This window comes from Serratia proteamaculans (assembly GCF_946227095.1).
In the GTDB taxonomy this organism is placed as follows: domain Bacteria; phylum Pseudomonadota; class Gammaproteobacteria; order Enterobacterales; family Enterobacteriaceae; genus Serratia; species Serratia proteamaculans_E.
In genome coordinates, this window is record NZ_CAMISV010000017.1 from 22,916 (window position 1) to 42,207 (window position 19,292).

The window sequence follows — 19,292 nt, forward strand, 5'->3', positions numbered from 1 at the left end:
TCAGGCCAGCACGAAATCACTGGTTTCCAGCGGCTGACCCACCACTTTAACCAGAAAATCGCTGCCGTCAAAACCACCGCCCAGATTGATGGCTAAATCGCTGACGTGCGCCTGCGCGTCGTAGCTCAGCATTGCCTCACCAGCCTTGCCGCTGAACTGGTTCACAAATTCGATGCCATTGCTGCCACCGGTGTTAAACAACGACAGATCAATCTTGTCCTCACCGCTAACAAAATCCACGATCCAGTCCGGTGCATCAGCGCGCGACTCGTTGGCAGCGAAATAAACGAAGGTGTCTTTGCCTCCATTACCAAACAGATGATCCGACTCGCCACCGCCGTACAAAATGTCGTCCCCGGCGCCGCCCATCAAAATATTATTGGTGTCGTTGCCGATAATCACATCGTTTCCGGCACCGCCAAAAGCGTTCTCGATGGTCACGCCGGCAGCAATCGAAACGTTCCCCTTCAGTCCCCCCACGTCGGAGAAAGACTGCTCGTTAAGGTTAATACGCTGATTCTGGCTAAAGCCCGAGAAATCGAAAGTGTCCGTACCGCCAGCGTCCCAGGCGCTAAACACAATTTTATCCTGTGCGCCGGTGGCGGTGAGGAAATCGCGATCGGTGTTGGAGTTGAAACCGTAGGTCGTATCACCACTGCGGGTGGTCATGTTGGCGCCATAGAAATGCTGGATGGCCGTAATGTCATTTAACAACGGCGCAGAGGAGTACGCGCCCTGGAAGTCCTGGCCAGTGCTGCTTTCGCTGAAATAACTCATTACGCTGTGGGCGCGACTGTCCTCAAAATAAGTCGCATCCTTGCTGTAAGTAATACTCACACCCGGTGCGGCATTGTAATCCCCCGGATGCTGCAATCCGAGCGCATGGCCAATTTCATGGGTTAGCGTCTGACGGCCATATTCATTTTCATGGATCAGATTATTGGCGAAGACATTACTTTTGGCGTTATACCAGGTTTGGCCCGCCACCGACGCAGAAGAGTCCGGGTTATACGCAAAAGCATAAGAGCCGCGAGAACTGACATCAAACAGGCCAAATTTGATATTGGCGCTTTGGGTATTGCTGGTCTCGGTAAAAGTGATATTGGCAACGTCTGACCAGGATTGCAGTGAAAGTTTCGCCTGTTCACGCTGTTGCTGATTAAAGCTGCTGAACCCACTGATCGCCATACTCGACATATTGCCCGGTGCCTGTTCCCAAAAACTGTAACTCAGGTTAACCGGGGTATCGGTCACCCCTTTGTCGTGCCAGCTCCGGTCGCCACGGATCAGTTCCAGCCCCGCATTTTCAAAACTTTTTGAGGGATGAATCACGTTCAGCAGCGGATCGCTATCGGGTTTATAAGCCCCCTGCAGGGCCAATACGCTGATAGCTTCAGCGGAGGCGTTAGCCTGTTGATTGCTTGATGACATACCAATATCTCCATATTTGTCATTTCAGTGTGTCGACGACATCACTGACGGATGGCCTTAATGGCCCGGGTCCGGTGCTGAATAAATACGGGGATATCGGTAATGCGGCTGGCACCCTCCATGAGTACTCTTGATGAGAACGATAATCCCTTAAATAAAAGAATAGACGCTTTGGTTTAAAATACAGAATTATCTGAGGAAAAATAATCTCGACTATTCCATCTCCATTTGGCTGCTTATTATTTTCAATGGCACAAATAATAAAACCGGGGCAATCCACCCCGGTATCTATCATTCAGTCTGGACTCAGATTATCCAACCCAACAACAGCGTGGCACCAATGACGGTGGACGCACCGCCGATACGCGTGGCGATTTGCGCAAACGGCATCAATCCCATACGGTTGGAGGCGGAGAGGATCGCCACGTCGCCGGTCCCGCCTAACCCACTGTGGCAGCAGGTGACGATCGCCGCTTCAACCGGGTACATTTTCAGGTAAGGCGCAATCAGAAAGCTCACCAGCCCCATCGACAACACCACCGAACCGCAAACCACCACATAGCCTACCGAGAAGACCGCCACTACGCTTTCCAGCGGCACATACAGCATGCCCAGGCCAATCATCAGCGGCCACACCAGCGCGGTTGAAACAAACTTATAAAAACTGTGCGCGCCAGTTTCCATTGAAGCTGGGATCACCCGGCAGTATTTGCACAGCACCGCAAACAGAATCATCAGCACCGGGCCGGGAATATGCACGATGTGTTCGAACAGACCGCCGACGATAAAGAAGGCGCAGATCACCAACAGCCCACCGCCCATCAGTTGGAAATCGACGTTGCCGTTGGTTTCCTTGATGGCAAACACCGCATTTTCCTGTGCCGAACGGATCAACATGCCGTCACCGCTCAGCGCCTTGCGTTTCATCCCCAGACGCGCCAATACCCCTGCCGCCACAATGGCGAAGATATTGCCCAGCACCGCCGCCGGGGCCAGTTGCGCCACGTACACGTCAGGCGTCGATCCCAGAATGGCAGAATAAGCCAACGACAGCGGCAATATGCCCTCACCGATACCGCCACCGATAATCGGTACAATGATAAAGAAGAAGGTATGGTAAAAGGTGAAGCCAAACAGCTTGCCCACCAGCAGCCCGGTCGCTACAGCGGTCACCGTACCGATCACCAGCGGCACGAACATGCGGATCATGCCCTGGATCAGGATCACCCGGTTCATGCCGAGAATGCTGCCGACCACCAGACTGGCGATAACAAAGTACAGCAGGTTGGCGTCTTTCATCAGCAGATGGACGGTCCCCATCACGTTCGGCTGGAAGAAATTAAAGTAGACCAACACCGAAGGCACCATCAGGCACAGAATGGCCGGACCGCCGATATCCCGCAGCACCGGAATGCTTTTGCCTAAATGCGCCAGTGCAAAACCCAGCGTCATAATCACTGCCAGACCACCGATCATATTCTTTGGCAAGAAGTTGGCATAAGCCGAAACGGCAACAATGGCACAAATAGTGATAAACAACGCCACCGGCACGGCACCGATATTCATTTGCCGGATTTGGTTAATTACTCCTGATGGATCAGGCTGCAACGCTTCTTTCTCACAGGTAATTTCTGCATTTATTTGTTTCATTATTCACCCTGCTGACCAGTGTTCAGTGTGGAGCGGATCGTCTAACGACATATGAAATAATTTAAACAGTTAAAACAAATTATTATCATAGACACGATGGAAACTTTGATTTTTTATAATGATAAAAATAGTAGACAGCCCAGACGATATGATAAAAAATAAAAATACGTAATCAAATTACGCCTTATTAATTCAATATTGTGAGCCCCCACTGATGTTGGTTTTAATTAATTATCGTCAGCGTTTTGTAATTAAAATAATCAGGCGTAAATTCGCTGCTATGCTATAGATGGAAGTAAAAATCCGTGCGTTTATTAATGAGAACCGGAGCGGTAATTAGCTGAATCCGGTCAGCTGTACCCGAGCCTGCCCCTGCACGCGGCACCGTGCAGAAAACAGGCAATAATCTATGCCCACTGCTTTCAGGTTGTTGCCGACAATAGGGTACTCTGAAAGCCGGCAGGCATAGCACTAATAAGGAAGTAGGATATGTCTTCAATCGCGATTACCCCACAAACGCTGGCCCGTTACGGCATCCATCAGGCGACCGAAATCGTCCATAACCCAAGCTATGAGCAACTGTTTACCGAGGAAACCCGTGCCGATCTGCCGGCACTGGAGCGCGGTACGCTGACCCAGCTTGGTGCGGTCAACGTCGATACCGGCGAATTCACCGGCCGTTCACCGAAAGATAAATACATCGTTCGTGACGACACCACGCGCGACACCGTCTGGTGGTCCGATAACGGCACCGGCAAAAACGACAACCAACCGCTGTCGCCGCAAGTGTGGCAGCATCTGAAAACCCTGGTGGGTAACCAGCTTTCCGGCAAGCGTCTGTTTGTGGTGGACGCCTTCTGCGGCGCCAATGCCGACACCCGCCTGAAGGTGCGTTTCATCACCGAGGTGGCCTGGCAGGCGCACTTTGTCAAAAACATGTTTATCCGCCCGACGGATGAAGAACTGCAGAATTTCGAACCGGACTTCGTGGTGATGAACGGCGCCAAATGCACCAACCCGGACTGGCAACAGCAGGGGCTGCATTCAGAGAACTTCGTCGCCTTTAACCTGACCGAACGTATCCAGTTGATCGGCGGGACCTGGTACGGCGGCGAAATGAAGAAGGGCCTGTTCTCAATCATGAACTACCTGTTGCCGCTGCGGGGGATCGCCTCGATGCACTGTTCGGCCAACGTCGGCGAACAGGGCGATGTGGCGGTGTTCTTTGGCCTGTCCGGTACCGGCAAAACCACCCTCTCCACCGATCCCAAGCGTCAGTTGATCGGCGATGACGAGCACGGCTGGGATCATGACGGCGTGTTCAACTTTGAAGGTGGTTGCTACGCCAAGACCATCAAGCTGTCGCAACAGGCCGAGCCGGAGATCTATCAGGCGATCCGCTGTGACGCGCTGTTGGAAAACGTGCAGGTGCTGGCCGATGGCAGCATCGATTTCGATGACGCCAGCAAGACTGAAAACACCCGCGTCTCCTACCCGATTGAGCATATCGAAAACATCGTCAAACCGGTGTCCAAAGCTGGTCACGCGAAGAAAATCATCTTCCTGACTGCGGATGCCTTCGGGGTGCTGCCGCCGGTGTCACGCCTGACGCCGGAACAAACCCAGTACCACTTCCTGTCTGGCTTTACCGCCAAGCTGGCCGGTACCGAGCGCGGTATCACCACGCCAACCCCAACCTTCTCCGCCTGTTTCGGCGCCGCGTTCCTGACGCTGCATCCGACGCAGTACGCCGAAGTGCTGGTGAAACGCATGGAAGCGGCAGGTGCGCAGGCCTATCTGGTGAACACCGGCTGGAACGGCAGCGGCAAACGTATTTCGATTAAGGACACACGTGGCATCATCGACGCTATTTTAAACGGTGAGATTGAGCACGCCGAGACCTTCACCCTGCCGATCTTTGGTCTGGCGGTCCCGACGGCACTGCCGGGGGTTGATCCTTCTATCCTCGATCCGCGCAAAACCTACGCTGACGAATCCTTGTGGCAGGAGAAGGCGCAGGATCTGGCGCAACGCTTTATCGATAACTTCGCCAAATACACCGTGACGCCAGCCGGCGAAAAGCTGGTCAGCGCCGGTCCCAAGCTTTAAGACTGCAAGGCCTGGTGGTTAAATTGTAGGGGCCCATCGGCCCCTTTTTTACGCCAGTTGCGTATCCAGATTGAGCAGCGCCAGCGCCAGCACCCTGGCCCCATCGGCCAACTGTTGCTCGGTAATCGACTCCTCTGGGCAATGACTGCGCCCGTTCAGACAGGGAATAAACACCATCCCCACCGACCCGGTGGCTGCCATATACACCGCATCATGTCCGGCACCGCTCGGTAGCCGACGGCTGGCCAGTCCAAGCGACTGCGCAGCACCGTCGATCGCCTGCATCACCGTTTCCGCACAGGCCGTGGGCCGTGCCCGGCTGACATGTTGCAACTCCGCTTGCAAACCCAGGCTCTGCAAACGTGGCTGACAACTTTCCAGCAGTAATTCAGGGAAGCTATCCAACACCTGCTGACTGTCGCTACGCACCTCAAGCATCAGCTCCACCCGGCCCGGCACCGCATTAGGCACGTTGGGCGTCATGGCAATACGGCCCACGGTCGCCACCACATAGTGCGGATTACCGCTCTGCTGCGAGGCTGCCGCATGCGCCTGTTCGATCACCTGTGCCGCTCCCACCAGCGCATCACGACGAATATCCATTGGCGTAGTCCCGGAGTGATCCGGCTGGCCAATCACCGTCACCAAGACCCGGCGAATACCGACAATGTGCGTCACCACGCCAATCGGCAATTGCTGGCGCTCCAGCACCGGTCCCTGTTCGATGTGCAGCTCAACATAAGCGGCGGTGCCATCAGGCAAGCGCAGCGGCTGGGTCAGTTTTTCCGGCTGAGCGCCAATTCGCGTCATCGCCGCCGCCAGCGTTTCCCCCTGCGCGTTCTTCGCCGCCAGCATACCGCTGTCCAGTTCACCACTTAGCGCCCGGCTGCCCACGCAGGAAATCCCGTAATCACTCGGCTCCTCGGACAAAAAATCGATCACCTCAAACGGGTGCTGCAAAGTTATCGCCTGCTGGTGCAGGCAGTGGGCGATCTCAATGCCCGCCAGTACGCCGATAATCCCGTCATAGCGGCCGCCGCCAACCACGGTATCGCAATGCGAACCGGTGACGATCGGCGCCAAATCTTTGCGCAAGCCTGCGCGGCGACCAATCAGATTGCCGCCCTCGTCCACCGTCACCGTCAGCCCGGCCTGTTTCATTTGTTCTGCCAGCCAAACTCGCGCCTCGCTGAACAGCGGCGTAAAGGCGCGGCGCGTCCAGGGCACCTCCGGCAGTGTCATTTGCGCCAGGTGATTGACCCTGGCCCACAAACGCTCGCTATTGATTAATTCGGTCATTGACCTTCTCCTTTCGCGGCATGTGGGCGCAAAAACTGGCCCGTCCCCGGCGAATTGACAATATGGCCATCGGTAAACACCGCCTGACCGCGACAATAGGTGGTTTCCACCCGCACACTGAACTCCATGCCCTCAAAGGCGCTCCACTTCACCGCCGACAGGCTGTTGGCAGGATCGAAGCGGTAATGCTCAGGCTTCAAAATAACGAAGTCAGCATCCATACCGATATCGAACCCGCCTTTACGATCGTCGAGCAGGAAATGGCGCGCCGGGTTGCGGCACAGCAGTTGCGCTACGGTGGTCGGCGCAATGCCATGCTGTTCACAGCCGGTCCACAGCGCCGGTAATAGCGTCTCCAGCCCCGGTCCGCCAGAGGCATTTTTGAATACGTTGGCATCTCCTTTACGTTCCAGCCCCCAACTGACGTGGTCGGAAGAAACAAAAGTGCAGTTGCCCTGCGCAATATGGCTCCACAGCAGTTCGGTTTCCGCTTTCGGGCGGATCGGCGGGTAGTGCTTGGTCTTGGCGCCAAACTGACGCGTGTGCTGCTCGTGGTTCAGCATCAGGTACTGCACGCAAGTCTCAATGCTGACCGGATAGCCCGCTTGCTGATACATCCGGTACAGTTCGAAACCGCGTGAGGTGGAAACATGTACTGCGTGGGATCGCGCGCCGCTTTCTGCCCCCATTTCATAGATCAGCGCCGTCGCCAGATTCTCGATCAACGGCGTGTGAGCGCGCATAAAGGCATCCCAGCCGGTGTCACCCGCTTCGATCATCCGTTGGATATTCTTGCGCGTCAGTTCCTGCATTTGGTTGTGTACCGCACAGGCCAGCCCGGTCGGCGCAATCAGCTGAAAAGCATGCATCAGGTCGTCTTCATCTACCCGTGGGAAGCGGCCCGGTGTGGCTTCAAAGGTGGAGAACTTGAAGGCGCAGACCCCGCCTTCAATCAGCCCGGCAGCGGCGTCAAACCCGTAGGTGGGGTTCAGGGTGCCAAACAGCGCCACATCAACATGGCAGTCACGCTCTACCTCGGCAATTTTGGCCTCCAGCAGGGCACGGCTTGCCACCGGTTCCGGGTCGTCATAGGGCATATCGACCATCACCGTGATGCCCCCCGCCGCCGCCGCCCGCGATGCCCAACCCAGGCCTTCCTGATTGGCCTGGCTGCCCGAGTGCACCTGACCGTCAATCACCCCCGGCAGGATCCACTTGCCGCGGGCGTCGATCACCTGTGCAGCCTCAGGTGCCTGTCCGCAGCCGTTGCCAATGATTTTACCGCCGGCAATCGCCAGCCAGCCGTCAGGCGTCACCCGCTCGGCATCCACCAGGTTGCCCTTGACCACCAGCTCTGGCCGTTGACTCAAATTCATAGCGCCTCACCCCTTATTTCAATGCGCCCGAGAACTGCATAAAAATGCACGCTTCTCAGCTTATCAATCGGCCTGTTGTGCCGATGCCAAGGCCAGTGTAGGGTGAGGCTGTCTATTCTGTCTTATGCTTGTTTATCACTCATGCATAACAAAATGTTAACCATTGTGGAGGGTGTGTGCGTTTAAACCTCAAGCAAATCGAAGTGTTCCGCGCCATCATGCTGACCGGTTCGATCAGCGGTGCCGCCAAGCTACTGCATGTTTCCCAACCGGCGGTCTCACGGTTGATTGCCTATACCGAGCAGCGGTTGGGCCTGACGCTGTTTGAACGCATCAAGGGCCGCCTGTACCCGACACCGGAGGCTCGTCATCTGTTTGTCGAGGTCAACTCGGTGTATCAGGGGGTGCAGCGGGTCAACGAAGTCGCAGAGGATCTGATCCAAAACCGCATGGGCCACCTGCGAATTGCCTGCAGCCCAAGCCTGGGCCAGGGTCTGATCCCCTGTGCCATCGCCAAGTTCCATGCACAGTTGCCCGAAGCTCGGGTGATCCTGCACACCATGATCCCAGACGTCTTGCTGCAGGCGGTACTGACGCAGCAGGTCGAGCTGGGCGTGGCCTTTCTGCATGAAGGTCATCCCAACGTCCATTCACGCCAACTGTACGAAAACCGACTGGTGGTGGCACTGCCCGCCACTCACCCGCTGACCGCCAAAAATGTGATTAGCATCGAAGATTTGATCGACCAGCCGTTTATCGGCTACGGCAGCGAGATCCCTATCGGCCAACTGGTGCGCAAGCTGCTGGATGACGCCAATATGATCCTGCGCCCTACCGTTGAGGTACAGCAGATCCACGTGGCCTGTGCGCTGGTGCAGGCCGGGGTGGGCATCGCGCTGATCGACGAGATTACCGCCAACGGCCCGGTGTGGACCAAAGTGGTTTTCCGGCCGATAGAACCCACCGCCAAAACCCCCATCAGCATCGTACATGGCATGTACGAGCCCTTGTCACGCCTGGCCCAGGCGTTTATCACCACCCTGGAGTCGGTGCAAATCCACTGGTCACGCTAAACCCTTTTAGCGCTTCCCTTCCTGCCGCTTTCCCGAGTGATGGCGGCATAACTCATTCACCTGCCCCATGGGTTAACATTTTGTTATACACAGGTGATAAAAAGTAATGCGACATTTTAGTTAACCGCCCCCTAGTATCGAATTCCGGTAGCGCAACTATTCATAGATTATTCATTCAAGCGCAATCTCACTGATACTTTCAGGAGCAAAGACCATGGGGCGTGTTTTAACACTTAATGATGTGGAGGCCGCGGTAAAAGGCGGTTCGGTATTTGCCTGCGGTGGCGGCGGCTGGGTTGCCCACGGCCTGGAACTGGGGCGACTGGCGGTGACCATAGGTCGCCCGGAATTGGTCAGCCTCGACGAATTGGCCGATGACGCCTGGCTAGCCACCGCGGCGGCGATTGGTGCCCCCGGCGGCCTGACCGACTGGCAGATGCTTGGCGTCGACTACGTCAAGGCGGTGCAATTGGTGCAGCAGGAACTGGGTGCGCCGATCGCCGGGCTGATAGTCGGCCAGAACGGCATGTCCAGCACCCTCAACGGCTGGCTGCCTGCCGCCGTACTCGGTTGCAAGGTGGTCGATGCGGTCGGCGATCTGCGCGCCCACCCAACCGGCGATATGGGCTCCCTCGGTCTGGCTTCCAGCCCGCAGCCGATGATCCAGGCCGCCGTCGGCGGTAACCGCGCCAATAACGCCTATATCGAGCTGGTGGTGAAAGGCGCCACCGCCAAGGTGTCGCCGGTGCTGCGCAAGGCGGCCGACATGTCCGGCGGATTTATCGCCAGTTGCCGCAACCCGATACCGGCCGCCTACGTGCGCCAACACGCCGCGCTGGGAGGCATCAGCCTGGCGCTCTCATTGGGTGAAAGCATCCTGGCGGCACGGGGTAATAGCGTGGTCGATGCCATCTGTCGTCACACCGGTGGCCAGATTATTGGCAGCGGCGTGGTGGCCGCCAACAGTCTGCGCTATACCGAAGAAGCGTTTGACGTCGGCATTGTGACCATTGGTCAGGGTAACGCCCTGCGCCGCATCCACGTCATGAACGAACACATGGCGGTCGAGGACGCCCACGGCGAGCGCATCGCCAGCTACCCGGACGTGATCACCACACTCGATAGCGCCGGTAACCCGATCAGCGCCGGGCAATTGAAGCCAGGCATGGAAGTGGTCATTTTCCATATGCATCACTCACAGTTCCCCCTTTCGTCGTCGGTCACCGATCCGGCGGTCTATCCCCCAGTGGAGAAAACCCTGGGTATCGATCTGCGCAGTTACCTGCCTACAGGAGATGCCGCATGAAAAGAACCTTTGAAGTGACTTCGGGCAGCACGCTGCGCTGCCTTGGCTGGCGACAAGAAGCGCTGCTGCGCCTGCTGGAAAACGTGCTGGCGGTCGGTGAAAACCCGGATGAACTGGTGGTGTACGCCGCGCTGGGCCGCGCAGCACGCGACTGGCCGTCACACGATGCCATTGTTCACGCATTAAAAACCATGCGTGAAGACCAGACCCTGCTGGTACAGTCCGGCAAGCCAATTGGCCTGCTGCAAACTCACGCCAACGCTCCGCTGGTGATCATGGCCAACTGTAATATGGTCGGCCAATGGGCGAAGGCGGAGAACTTTTACCGCTGGGAAAAAGAAAACCTGATCTGCTGGGGCGGCCTGACCGCCGGTGACTGGCAATATATCGGTTCGCAGGGGGTGATCCAGGGTACCTATGAAATCTTCTCGCGCATCGCCGAGCGCCATTTCGACAACGATCTACGCGGACGCTTTATCCTCACCGCCGGGCTGGGTGGCATGGGCGGCGCACAGCCGCTGGCAGGCACCCTGGCCAACGCCGCGATCCTGACCATCGAAGTTAATCAGGCCAGCATCGACAAACGGTTGAAAAACGGTTTTCTGCAACACCAGGCGGCCGATCTCGACCAGGCGCTGATGATGATCGCCGCCGCGCAACAGCGCAAAGAAGCCCTTTCGGTCGCCCTGCTCGGTAACGCCGCCGAAGTCTACCCGGCCATCCTGGCGCGCGGCGTGATCCCGGACATCGTCACCGATCAGACTGCCGCACACGATCTGGTGTACGGCTACGTTCCCGCCGGTTACAGCCCGGAACAGGTGGCCAAACAGCGCGAGGAAGATATCAATGCGCTGATGGACGCCAGCCGCCGTTCCATCGTTCAGCACGTACAGGCGATGATTGGCTTTATGGATCGCGGGGCGGTGGTGTTCGACAACGGCAATCTGATCCGCACCCACGCTCATCAGGGCGGCGTTGAGCGCGCCTTCGAGATCCCGATTTTCACCGAAGCCTTTCTGCGGCCGCTGTTCTGCCGCGCCATCGGCCCGTTCCGCTGGATCGCCCTGTCCAACAACAGCGACGATATTCGGGTCATCGATGACTACTTGCTCGAGCGCTTTGCCGACAACCGCATCGTCAGCAACTGGATCATCCTGGCGCGCCAGCATGTGCCCTTTGAAGGCTTACCGGCACGCATCGCCTGGCTCGGTCACGGCGAACGCACCGAGCTGGCACTGGAAGTCAATCGCATGGTGGCCGACGGCCGTCTGTCCGGCCCCATCGCCTTTACCCGCGATCACCTCGATGCCGGGGCGATGACCCACCCGAATATCATGACCGAAAAAATGAAGGACGGCTCCGATGCGATCGCCGACTGGCCACTGCTCAACGCATTGGTCAACTGCGCCTCAATGGCCGACCTGGTGGCGATCCACTCCGGTGGCGGCGGTTACAGCGGCTATATGACCAGCTCCGGCGTCACTACCATCGCCGACGGCAGTGACGCGGCGGCACAACGTCTGCAACTGTCGATGACCAATGACACCACTACCGGCGTGATGCGTTACGCCGATGCCGGTTATCAGGAGTCACTGGATGAGATAGCTGACAAGTCCTTGCCGTACATCTCACTGCCTCGCGGAGAGTAATAATGATCAATAAAAGCACGGTTCCGCCCACCGCCCCCCTGCTGGTCGCCGATGCCGCCGCCACGCCGCGTAAAAGCAGTGGCCGCAAGGCGATTGCCGCCGCCTCGGTGGGCAACGCGCTGGAATGGTATGACTTCTCGGTGTACGCCTTCTTTGCGGTGTATATCGCACAGAACTTCTTCCATCCCAACGATGCGGGCACCCAGCTGTTTGAGGCCTTTCTGGCCTTCGGGCTCGGCTTCGTGATCCGCCCGCTCGGCGCTTTGGTGATCGGTGCTTACGGTGACCGGGTTGGTCGCAAGGCGGCCCTGACGCTCACCATCATGACCATGGCAGTCGGCACTGCAATCATTGCCTTTGCACCGCCGTACAGTGCTATCGGCATCGGTGCGCCGCTGCTGATCCTGTGTGGCCGGGTACTGCAGGGCTTTTCCGCCGGTGGCGAAGTGGGTGGCGCAGCGGCATTTTTGATCGAGCATGCCCCGGCGCATCAAAAAGGCCAATACGCTTCCTGGTTGCAGGCCAGCATGGGGATCTCCAATATCCTCGGCGCGCTGGTGGCAACCGCGGTTACGCTGACGCTCAGCCACGAGCAGATCGGTGACTGGGGCTGGCGTATTCCGTTCATCATCGGCCTGTCGATCGCACCGATTGGCCTGTGGATGCGTAAGACGCTGGAAGAAACGCCGCTGTTCGCCGAAGAGCAGGCTCGTCAGCAGCGGGAACCCCGCACGCCGGAAATGCCGCTGCGCTTGCTGTTCCGCACCCATCGCCGTGCGGTGCTGCTCGGTACCGGGCTGTCGATCCTGTGGGCGGTAAGCATCTATGCACTGATCATCTACATGCCGATTTATGTTCAGCGGGTCATGCACTTCGAGAGCCACCAGGCGTTTCTGGCGGCGCTGATCGGCAACTGCTTTATGGTGGTGTGTTGCGTGGCGGCCGGGGCCTGGTCAGACCGTATCGGCACCCTGAAAATCCTGCAGGTCGGAGCGCTGCTGTTGCTGGTGGCCAGCTACCCGCTGTTGTTGTTGCTCGATGCCTACCACACCACCGCGATGCTAATCCTGGTGCAGACACTGTTTTGCATACTGGTGTCGCTGTTCGTCGGCGTGGCCCCTGCGGCACTGTCGGATCTGTTCCCTACCCAGGTACGAGCCAGCGGCATGTCGGTGTCCTACAACCTGGCGGTAACAGTGTTCGGCGGCTTTGCCCCGGCGATCCTCACCTGGCTGACCCAGAATACCGGCACCCGTTTTGCCCCGGCCTGGTACGTAATGATCGCCAGCCTGCTGGCACTGATCACCCTGTATTTTATCGCCCGCCATCCGGCGCGGCAGCCCTGAACACAACGCAATAACAACATCACAATAATCAATAATAAGGATTCACTTATCATGCCTGGAAAACTCGCTTTATCGCTGCTGGCCGCGCTGACGCTCGGTTATAGCCAGCTTGGGTTGGCTACTGTCACGCTCGACGGCCACTCCATTACCCCGCAGATTATCGCCAACGTCGCCGATGGCGAAGCGGTGATTGTCTCTCCTGCCGCTATGAACCGCGTAACGCGGGCACACCAGGTGTTGCTTGAGGCGGCGCAAAACGGCTTGAAAATTTATGGGCTGACGGTCGGCGTCGGACTGAACAAAGACCGGCCGATGGTCGACGTGCATGGCAAATTGACGCAGGAAGTGATAGAGGCATCGAAACAATTTAACGTCGGCCTGCTGCATGCCCACTCCGGCGGTATCGGCGAGCCTATGAGCATCCGCGTGGCGAGAGCCACGATGGTCACTCGACTCAATGCCCTGCTAAGCGGTGGCGGTGGCGTTCAGCCGGCGATTGTCGATGCCTATGTCGCGTTCCTCAACAAAGGTATCACTCCGGTGATCCCAAAGGACGGTTCGGTAGGTGAAGGTGATATCACGGTGATCAGCCATGTCGGGTTGGCCATGCTCGGCGAAGGCGAGGTCTATTACCAGGGCAACAAAATAGCCGCCAGCGCGGCGCTGAAAAATAGCCAAACGCCGGCCATTACCCCCTGTGCCAAAGACGCATTAACGATCCTCAGTTCTAATGCCTATTCCGCCGCCAGCGGCGCGCTGACACTGAACTCGCTGGCCCACCTGATGCAGGTCAATACCCTGACCTATGCGCTCAGCCTACAAGCGCTGAACGGTAACGTATCGCCATTCCTCGCCAATACCCTGGCGCTGCGCCCCTATCCTGAAGTGGCGGCCATGGGGAAGAACTTGCGTGAACTGCTGGCTGGCTCCAGCCTGTGGCAGCACGACGACAACCGCCCATTGCAGGATCCGCTCAGCTTCCGCTCCGGCGTCTATCTGCTGGCGGAACTTCAGCTCAGCTACCAGCAGGCTTACGACCAGTTGCTGGTGCAATTAAACAGCTCTGAAGACAATCCGGGAGTCGCGCTGGACGTCACGGCGCCATCACAGCGCCCACAGGAAGCAATCGGTTACGTCAGCCAAGGGGACCTGCAGGGCGCGGTGCTGCCAAGCGCTAACTTTGAGCCACTACCCTGGGTACTGGCCTTTGAGCAGTTGGGACTGGCAATGGCGCACAATTCGCTGACCAGCGCCCAACAGGTGGTCAAACTGAATAACCCGGCGTTTACCGGCCTGACCCGCTTCCTCGGCACCGACCACACTGTGCACGCCTTTGGCGCGATGGAAAAACCGGTGATGATGCTGGCAATGCGCAATAAAGAGCTGGCGATGCCGGTTTCGCTCGATTACTTCCCGGTCGCCGGCGATATCGAAGACATCGCCACCAATGCCCCGACGGTGGTTGAGCGCGTTCAGCAGCAGGTGGATAACGCTTATCAACTGTTGGGCATCCTGCTGGTGCACGACGCCCAGGCGGTGGATCTGCGCCAGCAGCGGCATAATGGCTTTACGCTTTCTGCCCCCACGGCCGCACTCTACGCGGCGGTACGCAAACAGGTGCCGTTTATCGAAACCGATCGCTCGCTGGCTCCCGACTTCGCCGCCGCAGAGCAGGTGCTGCGCCAGTACGGCCGGTAATTACCCCTAATACTGGCGATATTGTCCCCTCTCCTTTGGGAGAGGGTTAGGGTGAAGGGATAGGTACTGAAGCTAAAGCCCCCACTCACAGTTCCCGCTGAAAATAATTGATTGTTTTGTCATAAGAATTTAGAACTGACTGACAATAATTCAAACGCACGGGAATGGGGATGAGCACACAAACGACGGTTATTGACGCACGCCAGTCGCGTCAGGCGTTGCTGGCCGGATCGGTTGGCAACTTTATCGAATGGTATGAATTCGGCGTGTACGGTTTTCTCGCGACCGTGATCGCCGCCAATTTTTTCACCCTGCAGGGTGAAAGTGAAATCACCAGTCTGATCCTCACCTATGCCGCCTTTGCGCTGGCCTTTTTCTGCCGCCCGATCGGGGCAGTAATTTTCGGCCGCATCGGCGACCGCATTGGCCGTCGACCGACGTTGATCGCCGTATTGCTGCTGATGACGGTGGCTACCGCGTTAATCGGCGTAATGCCGACCTATGCCTCTATCGGCGTCGCCGCCCCGCTGCTGTTGACCCTGCTACGCATGTTTCAGGGATTGTTTGCCGGCGGCGAGTTTGGTGGTGCAGTATCGCTGATGACCGAATTTGCCCCCAAGGGCAAACGTGGCCTGTTCGGTGCATGGCAGTCACTGACTGTGGCGTTCGGGCTGCTGGCCGGTGCCGGCTTGGTGGCTCTGTTGGCCGCGCTATTGACGCCGGAGCAGTTGCACGACTGGGGCTGGCGTATTCCCTTCCTGCTGGCGTTGCCGATGGGGGTGGTGGCGCTGTGGTTGCGACTGAAACTGCAGGAAACGCCGACCTTTACCCAGGCGCAGCAGACCCGCGGCTCAACCACGCAGCCACCGGTGGTGAAACTGAGCGGCGTAGCAAAAACCATTGCTCTCGGCATTGGCCGCATGATGGGCTGGTCCGCCGCCGGTTACACCTTCCTGGTGGTGATGCCGTCTTACCTGCAAACCTCGCTACACGCCACCTTCCAGCAGGCGCTGGTGGCCACGGTGCTGGCCAACGTCGGCTTCGCCCTGACCATTCTGCCCGCCGGTATGCTCAGCGATAAGCTGGGGCGCAAAACGGTAATGTTGACGGCAGTAGTGGCGGTGATCCTGTTTACCTTCCCGCTGCTGCACCTGCTGCAAGACCCGCAAAGCTCACTGCTGGCCAAAGGCATCGCGGTGATGATCGCCGGGGCGGTGGTCGGCTTGCTGGCCGGGCCTGGCCCGGCAATGCTGGCAGAAATGTTCCCCACCCAGGTGCGTTATACCGGCCTGGGGCTGGCCTATTCGCTGTCCAATGCGGTGTTTTCCGGCTCAGCGGGGTTAATCATCACCGGCCTGATCAAACAGACCGGCAATCTCGATATCCCAGCCTACTACGTGGTGGCCACCTCGGTGGTCAGCCTGTTCGCACTGATGACCCTGCGGCGCGACGATCATCTGCGTTCGCTTAACCAACATTAATTCCTGTCGGGCGCCCTGTGCGCCCTTTTCCTCTTCGGTGATTTTGATCACACCCATAAAATGTTAACGTTAACTTTTGTGATTAACATCGCAATACCTCGCTTTGATGGCTTTATCTGGCTTAAAGTTAACGTTAACAATAGAGCCAATTTCATCCATCAGGGCATTTGACATGAACCGCGAAACAAAAAAATATTATGTGCTCCTCAGCGGCCTGTTGTTTTTCTTCTTCTTTACCTGGTCGTCCAGCTTTTCACTGATCTCCATCTGGCTGAACCAGAAAATCGGCCTGAAAGGGACAGAAACCGGGCTGATCTTCGCAGCGATGTCGATCATGGCGCTGTGCGCCCAGCCGCTGTACGGTTTTATTCAGGACAAGCTTGGGCTGCGTAAGCACCTGCTGCTGTTTGTCGGCGTGCTGCTGTTGCTGACCGGCCCGTTCTTTATCTACGTCTACGCCCCGCTGCTGCAGAGCAACCTGGTGGTTGGCGCACTGGTGGGCGGCGTGTTTGTCAGCCTGGCATTCAATGCCGGGATTGGCGCGCTGGAATCCTATACCGAACGAGTCAGCCGCATCGTCGGCTTCGAATTCGGCCGGGCGCGCATGTGGGGGTCATTGGGCTGGGCCAGCGCCACCTTCTTCGCCGGTTTTAACTACAATATCAACCCCAATATCAATTTCTGGATCGCCTCGGCCTCGGCGGCGGTGTTCCTGCTGTTGCTGTGGCAGGTGCGCGAGCTGAAACCCAACGCCATGGCCGGGTTGGAGTACGGCAAGCCGGAGAACCTGAAGCTGCAGGACGCCCTGGCGCTGCTGCGTCTGCCGGGGTTCTGGGCGCTGGTAGTGTTCGTGCTCGGCACCAGCATCTACGGCGTGTTTGACCAGCAGTTCCCGGTGTATTTTGCCTCGCAGTTCGCAACCCACGAGGAAGGCAACCGCATGTACGGTTTCCTCAACTCGCTGCAGGTGTTTCTGGAAGCCGGCGGCATGTTCCTTGCTCCTCTCTTGGTTAACCGTCTTGGGATTAAACAGAGCCTACTGCTGGCCAGCAGCATAATGGCGTTGCGCATGTTCGGCTCTGGCTTTGCCAGCGGCGCACTGATGATTTCCGCCATGAAACTGCTGCACGCCGTAGAATTACCCATCCTGCTGGTGGCGATGTTCAAGTACATCACTACCCGTTTCGACAGCCGCCTGTCCGCCACGCTGTACCTGGTGGGCTTCCAGTTTATCAGCCAGATCGTCGCCGGTTTTCTGGCACCGTTGGCCGGCTATGGCTACGACCGCATCGGCTTTGCCGACACCTACTTGCTGATGGGTTGTGCGGTAGCGGCTACCACGCTGATTTCCTGCTTCATGCTGCGCGGCGAGACTGTCGCCAGTGCGCCTCAATTTCAATCCACGTTAAAATCAAGTGAGCCCACCCAATGAAAAATGCCTTAGCTCAAGCCGATCATGCGGTCGAAGCCCTGCGCGCTCAGCGTCAGGATCTCTACTACCCGCGCTTTCATCTGGCACCGGCCGCAGGCTGGATCAACGATCCCAACGGCCTGGTCTGTATTAACGGCGTCTATCACGCGTTCTACCAGCACCACCCCTATGACCAGAACTGGGGGCCGATGCACTGGGGCCATGCCACCAGCCGCGATCTGGCGCACTGGCAACACCAGCCGATCGCCCTGGCCCCCGGCGACGACTATGACAAAGACGGCTGTTTCTCCGGCTGCGCGGTGGATGATAACGGCGTGCTGACGCTGCTCTACACCGGCCACGTCTGGTTGGGTAAGGAAGGAGACGACGATCAGGTGCGCGAGGTGCAGTGTCTGGCCACCAGCGAAGACGGGATCCATTTTGTTAAACACGGGCCAGTGCTGTTGCCGCCGGAAGGCATCCAGCATTTTCGCGATCCTAAAGTCTGGCGCACCGCTGACCGTTGGTGGATGGTGGTCGGTGCCAAGGAGAATGGGCTGGGACAGGCGCGGCTTTATCGCTCCGACGACCTGCGCGACTGGCAGTTCGACCGCGTGCTGAGCGGTGCGCAGACGCTGCAGCAGGGCTATATGTGGGAGTGTCCGGACTTCTTCCCGCTGGGAGAAAAGCAGGTGCTGCTGTTCTCGCCGCAGGGGCTGGCAGCCCAGGGTTACCGTCATCGTAACCGCTTTCAGAACGGATATTTGCTTGGCCATTGGCAACCGGGCAAGGATTTCAGCGTCACTCAACCTTTCTGCGAACTGGACAACGGGCACGATTTCTATGCGCCGCAAACCTTCACCGCCGCCGATGGCCGCCGCATGCTGTTCGCCTGGATGGACATGTGGGAATCCCCGATGCCGAGCAAAGCGCAGGGTTGGGCCGGCGCCCTCACTCTGCCGCGCGAATTGACGCTGGCAGCCGAGGGCAACCTGCTGATGAACCCGGCGCGGGAGCTGGTGGCGTTGCGTGGTCAGCCACATTCACTGGCCGCGGTCAGCTTACGCAACCAACGGCAGGCTCTGGACGCCGAGGTGCAAGAACTGACATTGACACTAAAACTGGCCGACAGCGATGCCGAACGCTATGGCATTGCCATCGGTAACGCGGCACGGCTGTACGTCGACAATCAAGCCCATCGTTTGGTGTTGGAGCGTTTCAGTGAGGATGCGGGCCTGTGCGGCTGTCGCAGCGTCCCCCTGCCGGAAGGTGACGAGCTGTCGCTGCGAGTCTTTATCGACCGTTCATCGCTGGAGGTGTTCGTCAATCAGGGCGTAGCCTGTCTCACCAGCCGTATCTACCCGGCGGACGGCCAACTTGGTATTAGCCTGTTTGCCGAAAGCGGACAGGCGCAGTTTGCTGCATCACAGGCCTGGGAGTTGGAGAGTATCTGGGACTGACCG

The 19,292-nt window shown here is 57.9% G+C and carries 13 protein-coding genes; 9 read left to right on the top strand and 4 right to left on the bottom strand.

Translation table 11 applies throughout. From position 1 onward, the window contains the following. Together OC597_RS24025 and OC597_RS24030 are read right to left on the bottom strand one after the other, a co-directional pair. Positions 1 to 1,431: a serralysin family metalloprotease gene (locus OC597_RS24025; protein ID WP_261255445.1), complete on the bottom strand. Its 1,431-nt coding sequence runs from the start codon at positions 1,429 to 1,431 to the stop codon at positions 1 to 3. A 306-nt stretch (positions 1,432 to 1,737) separates the two neighbouring features. Beyond that, positions 1,738 to 3,081, bottom strand: a complete 1,344-nt coding sequence (locus OC597_RS24030) for a 2-hydroxycarboxylate transporter family protein (protein ID WP_261284410.1) — start codon at positions 3,079 to 3,081, stop codon at positions 1,738 to 1,740. Between the two features lie 489 nt (positions 3,082 to 3,570). Between OC597_RS24030 and pckA the strand changes: the two genes are divergently transcribed. Next, a complete protein-coding gene (gene pckA, locus OC597_RS24035; RefSeq protein WP_262210762.1) occupies positions 3,571 to 5,190 on the top strand; it encodes a phosphoenolpyruvate carboxykinase (ATP) in 1,620 nt (539 codons plus the stop codon). Positions 5,191 to 5,238: 48 nt separating this feature from the next. On the opposite strand, the gene ertE is transcribed toward pckA, so the two are convergent. Both ertE and ertD read right to left on the bottom strand, forming a co-directional pair. Next, positions 5,239 to 6,489, bottom strand: a complete 1,251-nt coding sequence (gene ertE / locus OC597_RS24040) for an N-carbamyl-l-glutamate amidohydrolase ErtE (protein ID WP_262210764.1) — start codon at positions 6,487 to 6,489, stop codon at positions 5,239 to 5,241. Further along, the gene (ertD, locus tag OC597_RS24045; RefSeq protein WP_262210766.1) at positions 6,486 to 7,865 is read right to left on the bottom strand and encodes a hydantoin-5-propionate amidohydrolase; all 1,380 of its coding nucleotides are present in this window, start codon (positions 7,863 to 7,865) and stop codon (positions 6,486 to 6,488) included. Before ertD ends, ertE begins: the two co-directional genes overlap by 4 nt. A gap of 176 nt (positions 7,866 to 8,041) precedes the next feature. Between ertD and OC597_RS24050 the strand changes: the two genes are divergently transcribed. The 8 genes from OC597_RS24050 to OC597_RS24085 all read left to right on the top strand — a co-directional run bounded on the left by OC597_RS24050 (position 8,042) and on the right by OC597_RS24085 (position 19,289). Continuing rightward, positions 8,042 to 8,938 carry a LysR family transcriptional regulator gene (locus OC597_RS24050; RefSeq protein ID WP_262210768.1) on the top strand — a complete coding sequence of 299 codons (897 nt, stop codon included), beginning with the start codon at positions 8,042 to 8,044 and terminating at the stop codon, positions 8,936 to 8,938. Positions 8,939 to 9,152: 214 nt separating this feature from the next. Next, positions 9,153 to 10,244, top strand: coding sequence for a thiohydantoin desulfurase (gene ertC, locus OC597_RS24055; RefSeq protein ID WP_261255458.1), 1,092 nt, complete (start codon positions 9,153 to 9,155; stop codon positions 10,242 to 10,244). Then, positions 10,241 to 11,893: a thiourocanate hydratase gene (gene ertB, locus OC597_RS24060; protein WP_262210770.1), complete on the top strand. Its 1,653-nt coding sequence runs from the start codon at positions 10,241 to 10,243 to the stop codon at positions 11,891 to 11,893. Before ertC ends, ertB begins: the two co-directional genes overlap by 4 nt. Before the next feature lie 2 nt (positions 11,894 to 11,895). After that, positions 11,896 to 13,239, top strand: coding sequence for an MFS transporter (locus OC597_RS24065; RefSeq protein ID WP_261255464.1), 1,344 nt, complete (start codon positions 11,896 to 11,898; stop codon positions 13,237 to 13,239). Positions 13,240 to 13,290: 51 nt separating this feature from the next. Then, on the top strand, positions 13,291 to 14,937 hold the full coding sequence (locus OC597_RS24070; protein WP_262210773.1) for an HAL/PAL/TAL family ammonia-lyase: 1,647 nt from the start codon (positions 13,291 to 13,293) through the stop codon (positions 14,935 to 14,937). Between the two features lie 170 nt (positions 14,938 to 15,107). After that, positions 15,108 to 16,418 (top strand): MFS transporter, encoded by a 1,311-nt coding sequence (locus tag OC597_RS24075; protein WP_261284404.1) that lies wholly within the window; start codon positions 15,108 to 15,110, stop codon positions 16,416 to 16,418. A 172-nt stretch (positions 16,419 to 16,590) separates the two neighbouring features. After that, positions 16,591 to 17,850, top strand: a complete 1,260-nt coding sequence (locus tag OC597_RS24080; protein ID WP_261255470.1) for an MFS transporter — start codon at positions 16,591 to 16,593, stop codon at positions 17,848 to 17,850. Beyond that, on the top strand, positions 17,847 to 19,289 hold the full coding sequence (locus OC597_RS24085; RefSeq protein ID WP_261462432.1) for a glycoside hydrolase family 32 protein: 1,443 nt from the start codon (positions 17,847 to 17,849) through the stop codon (positions 19,287 to 19,289). Before OC597_RS24080 ends, OC597_RS24085 begins: the two co-directional genes overlap by 4 nt. The last annotated feature ends 3 nt before the right edge of the window (positions 19,290 to 19,292 follow it).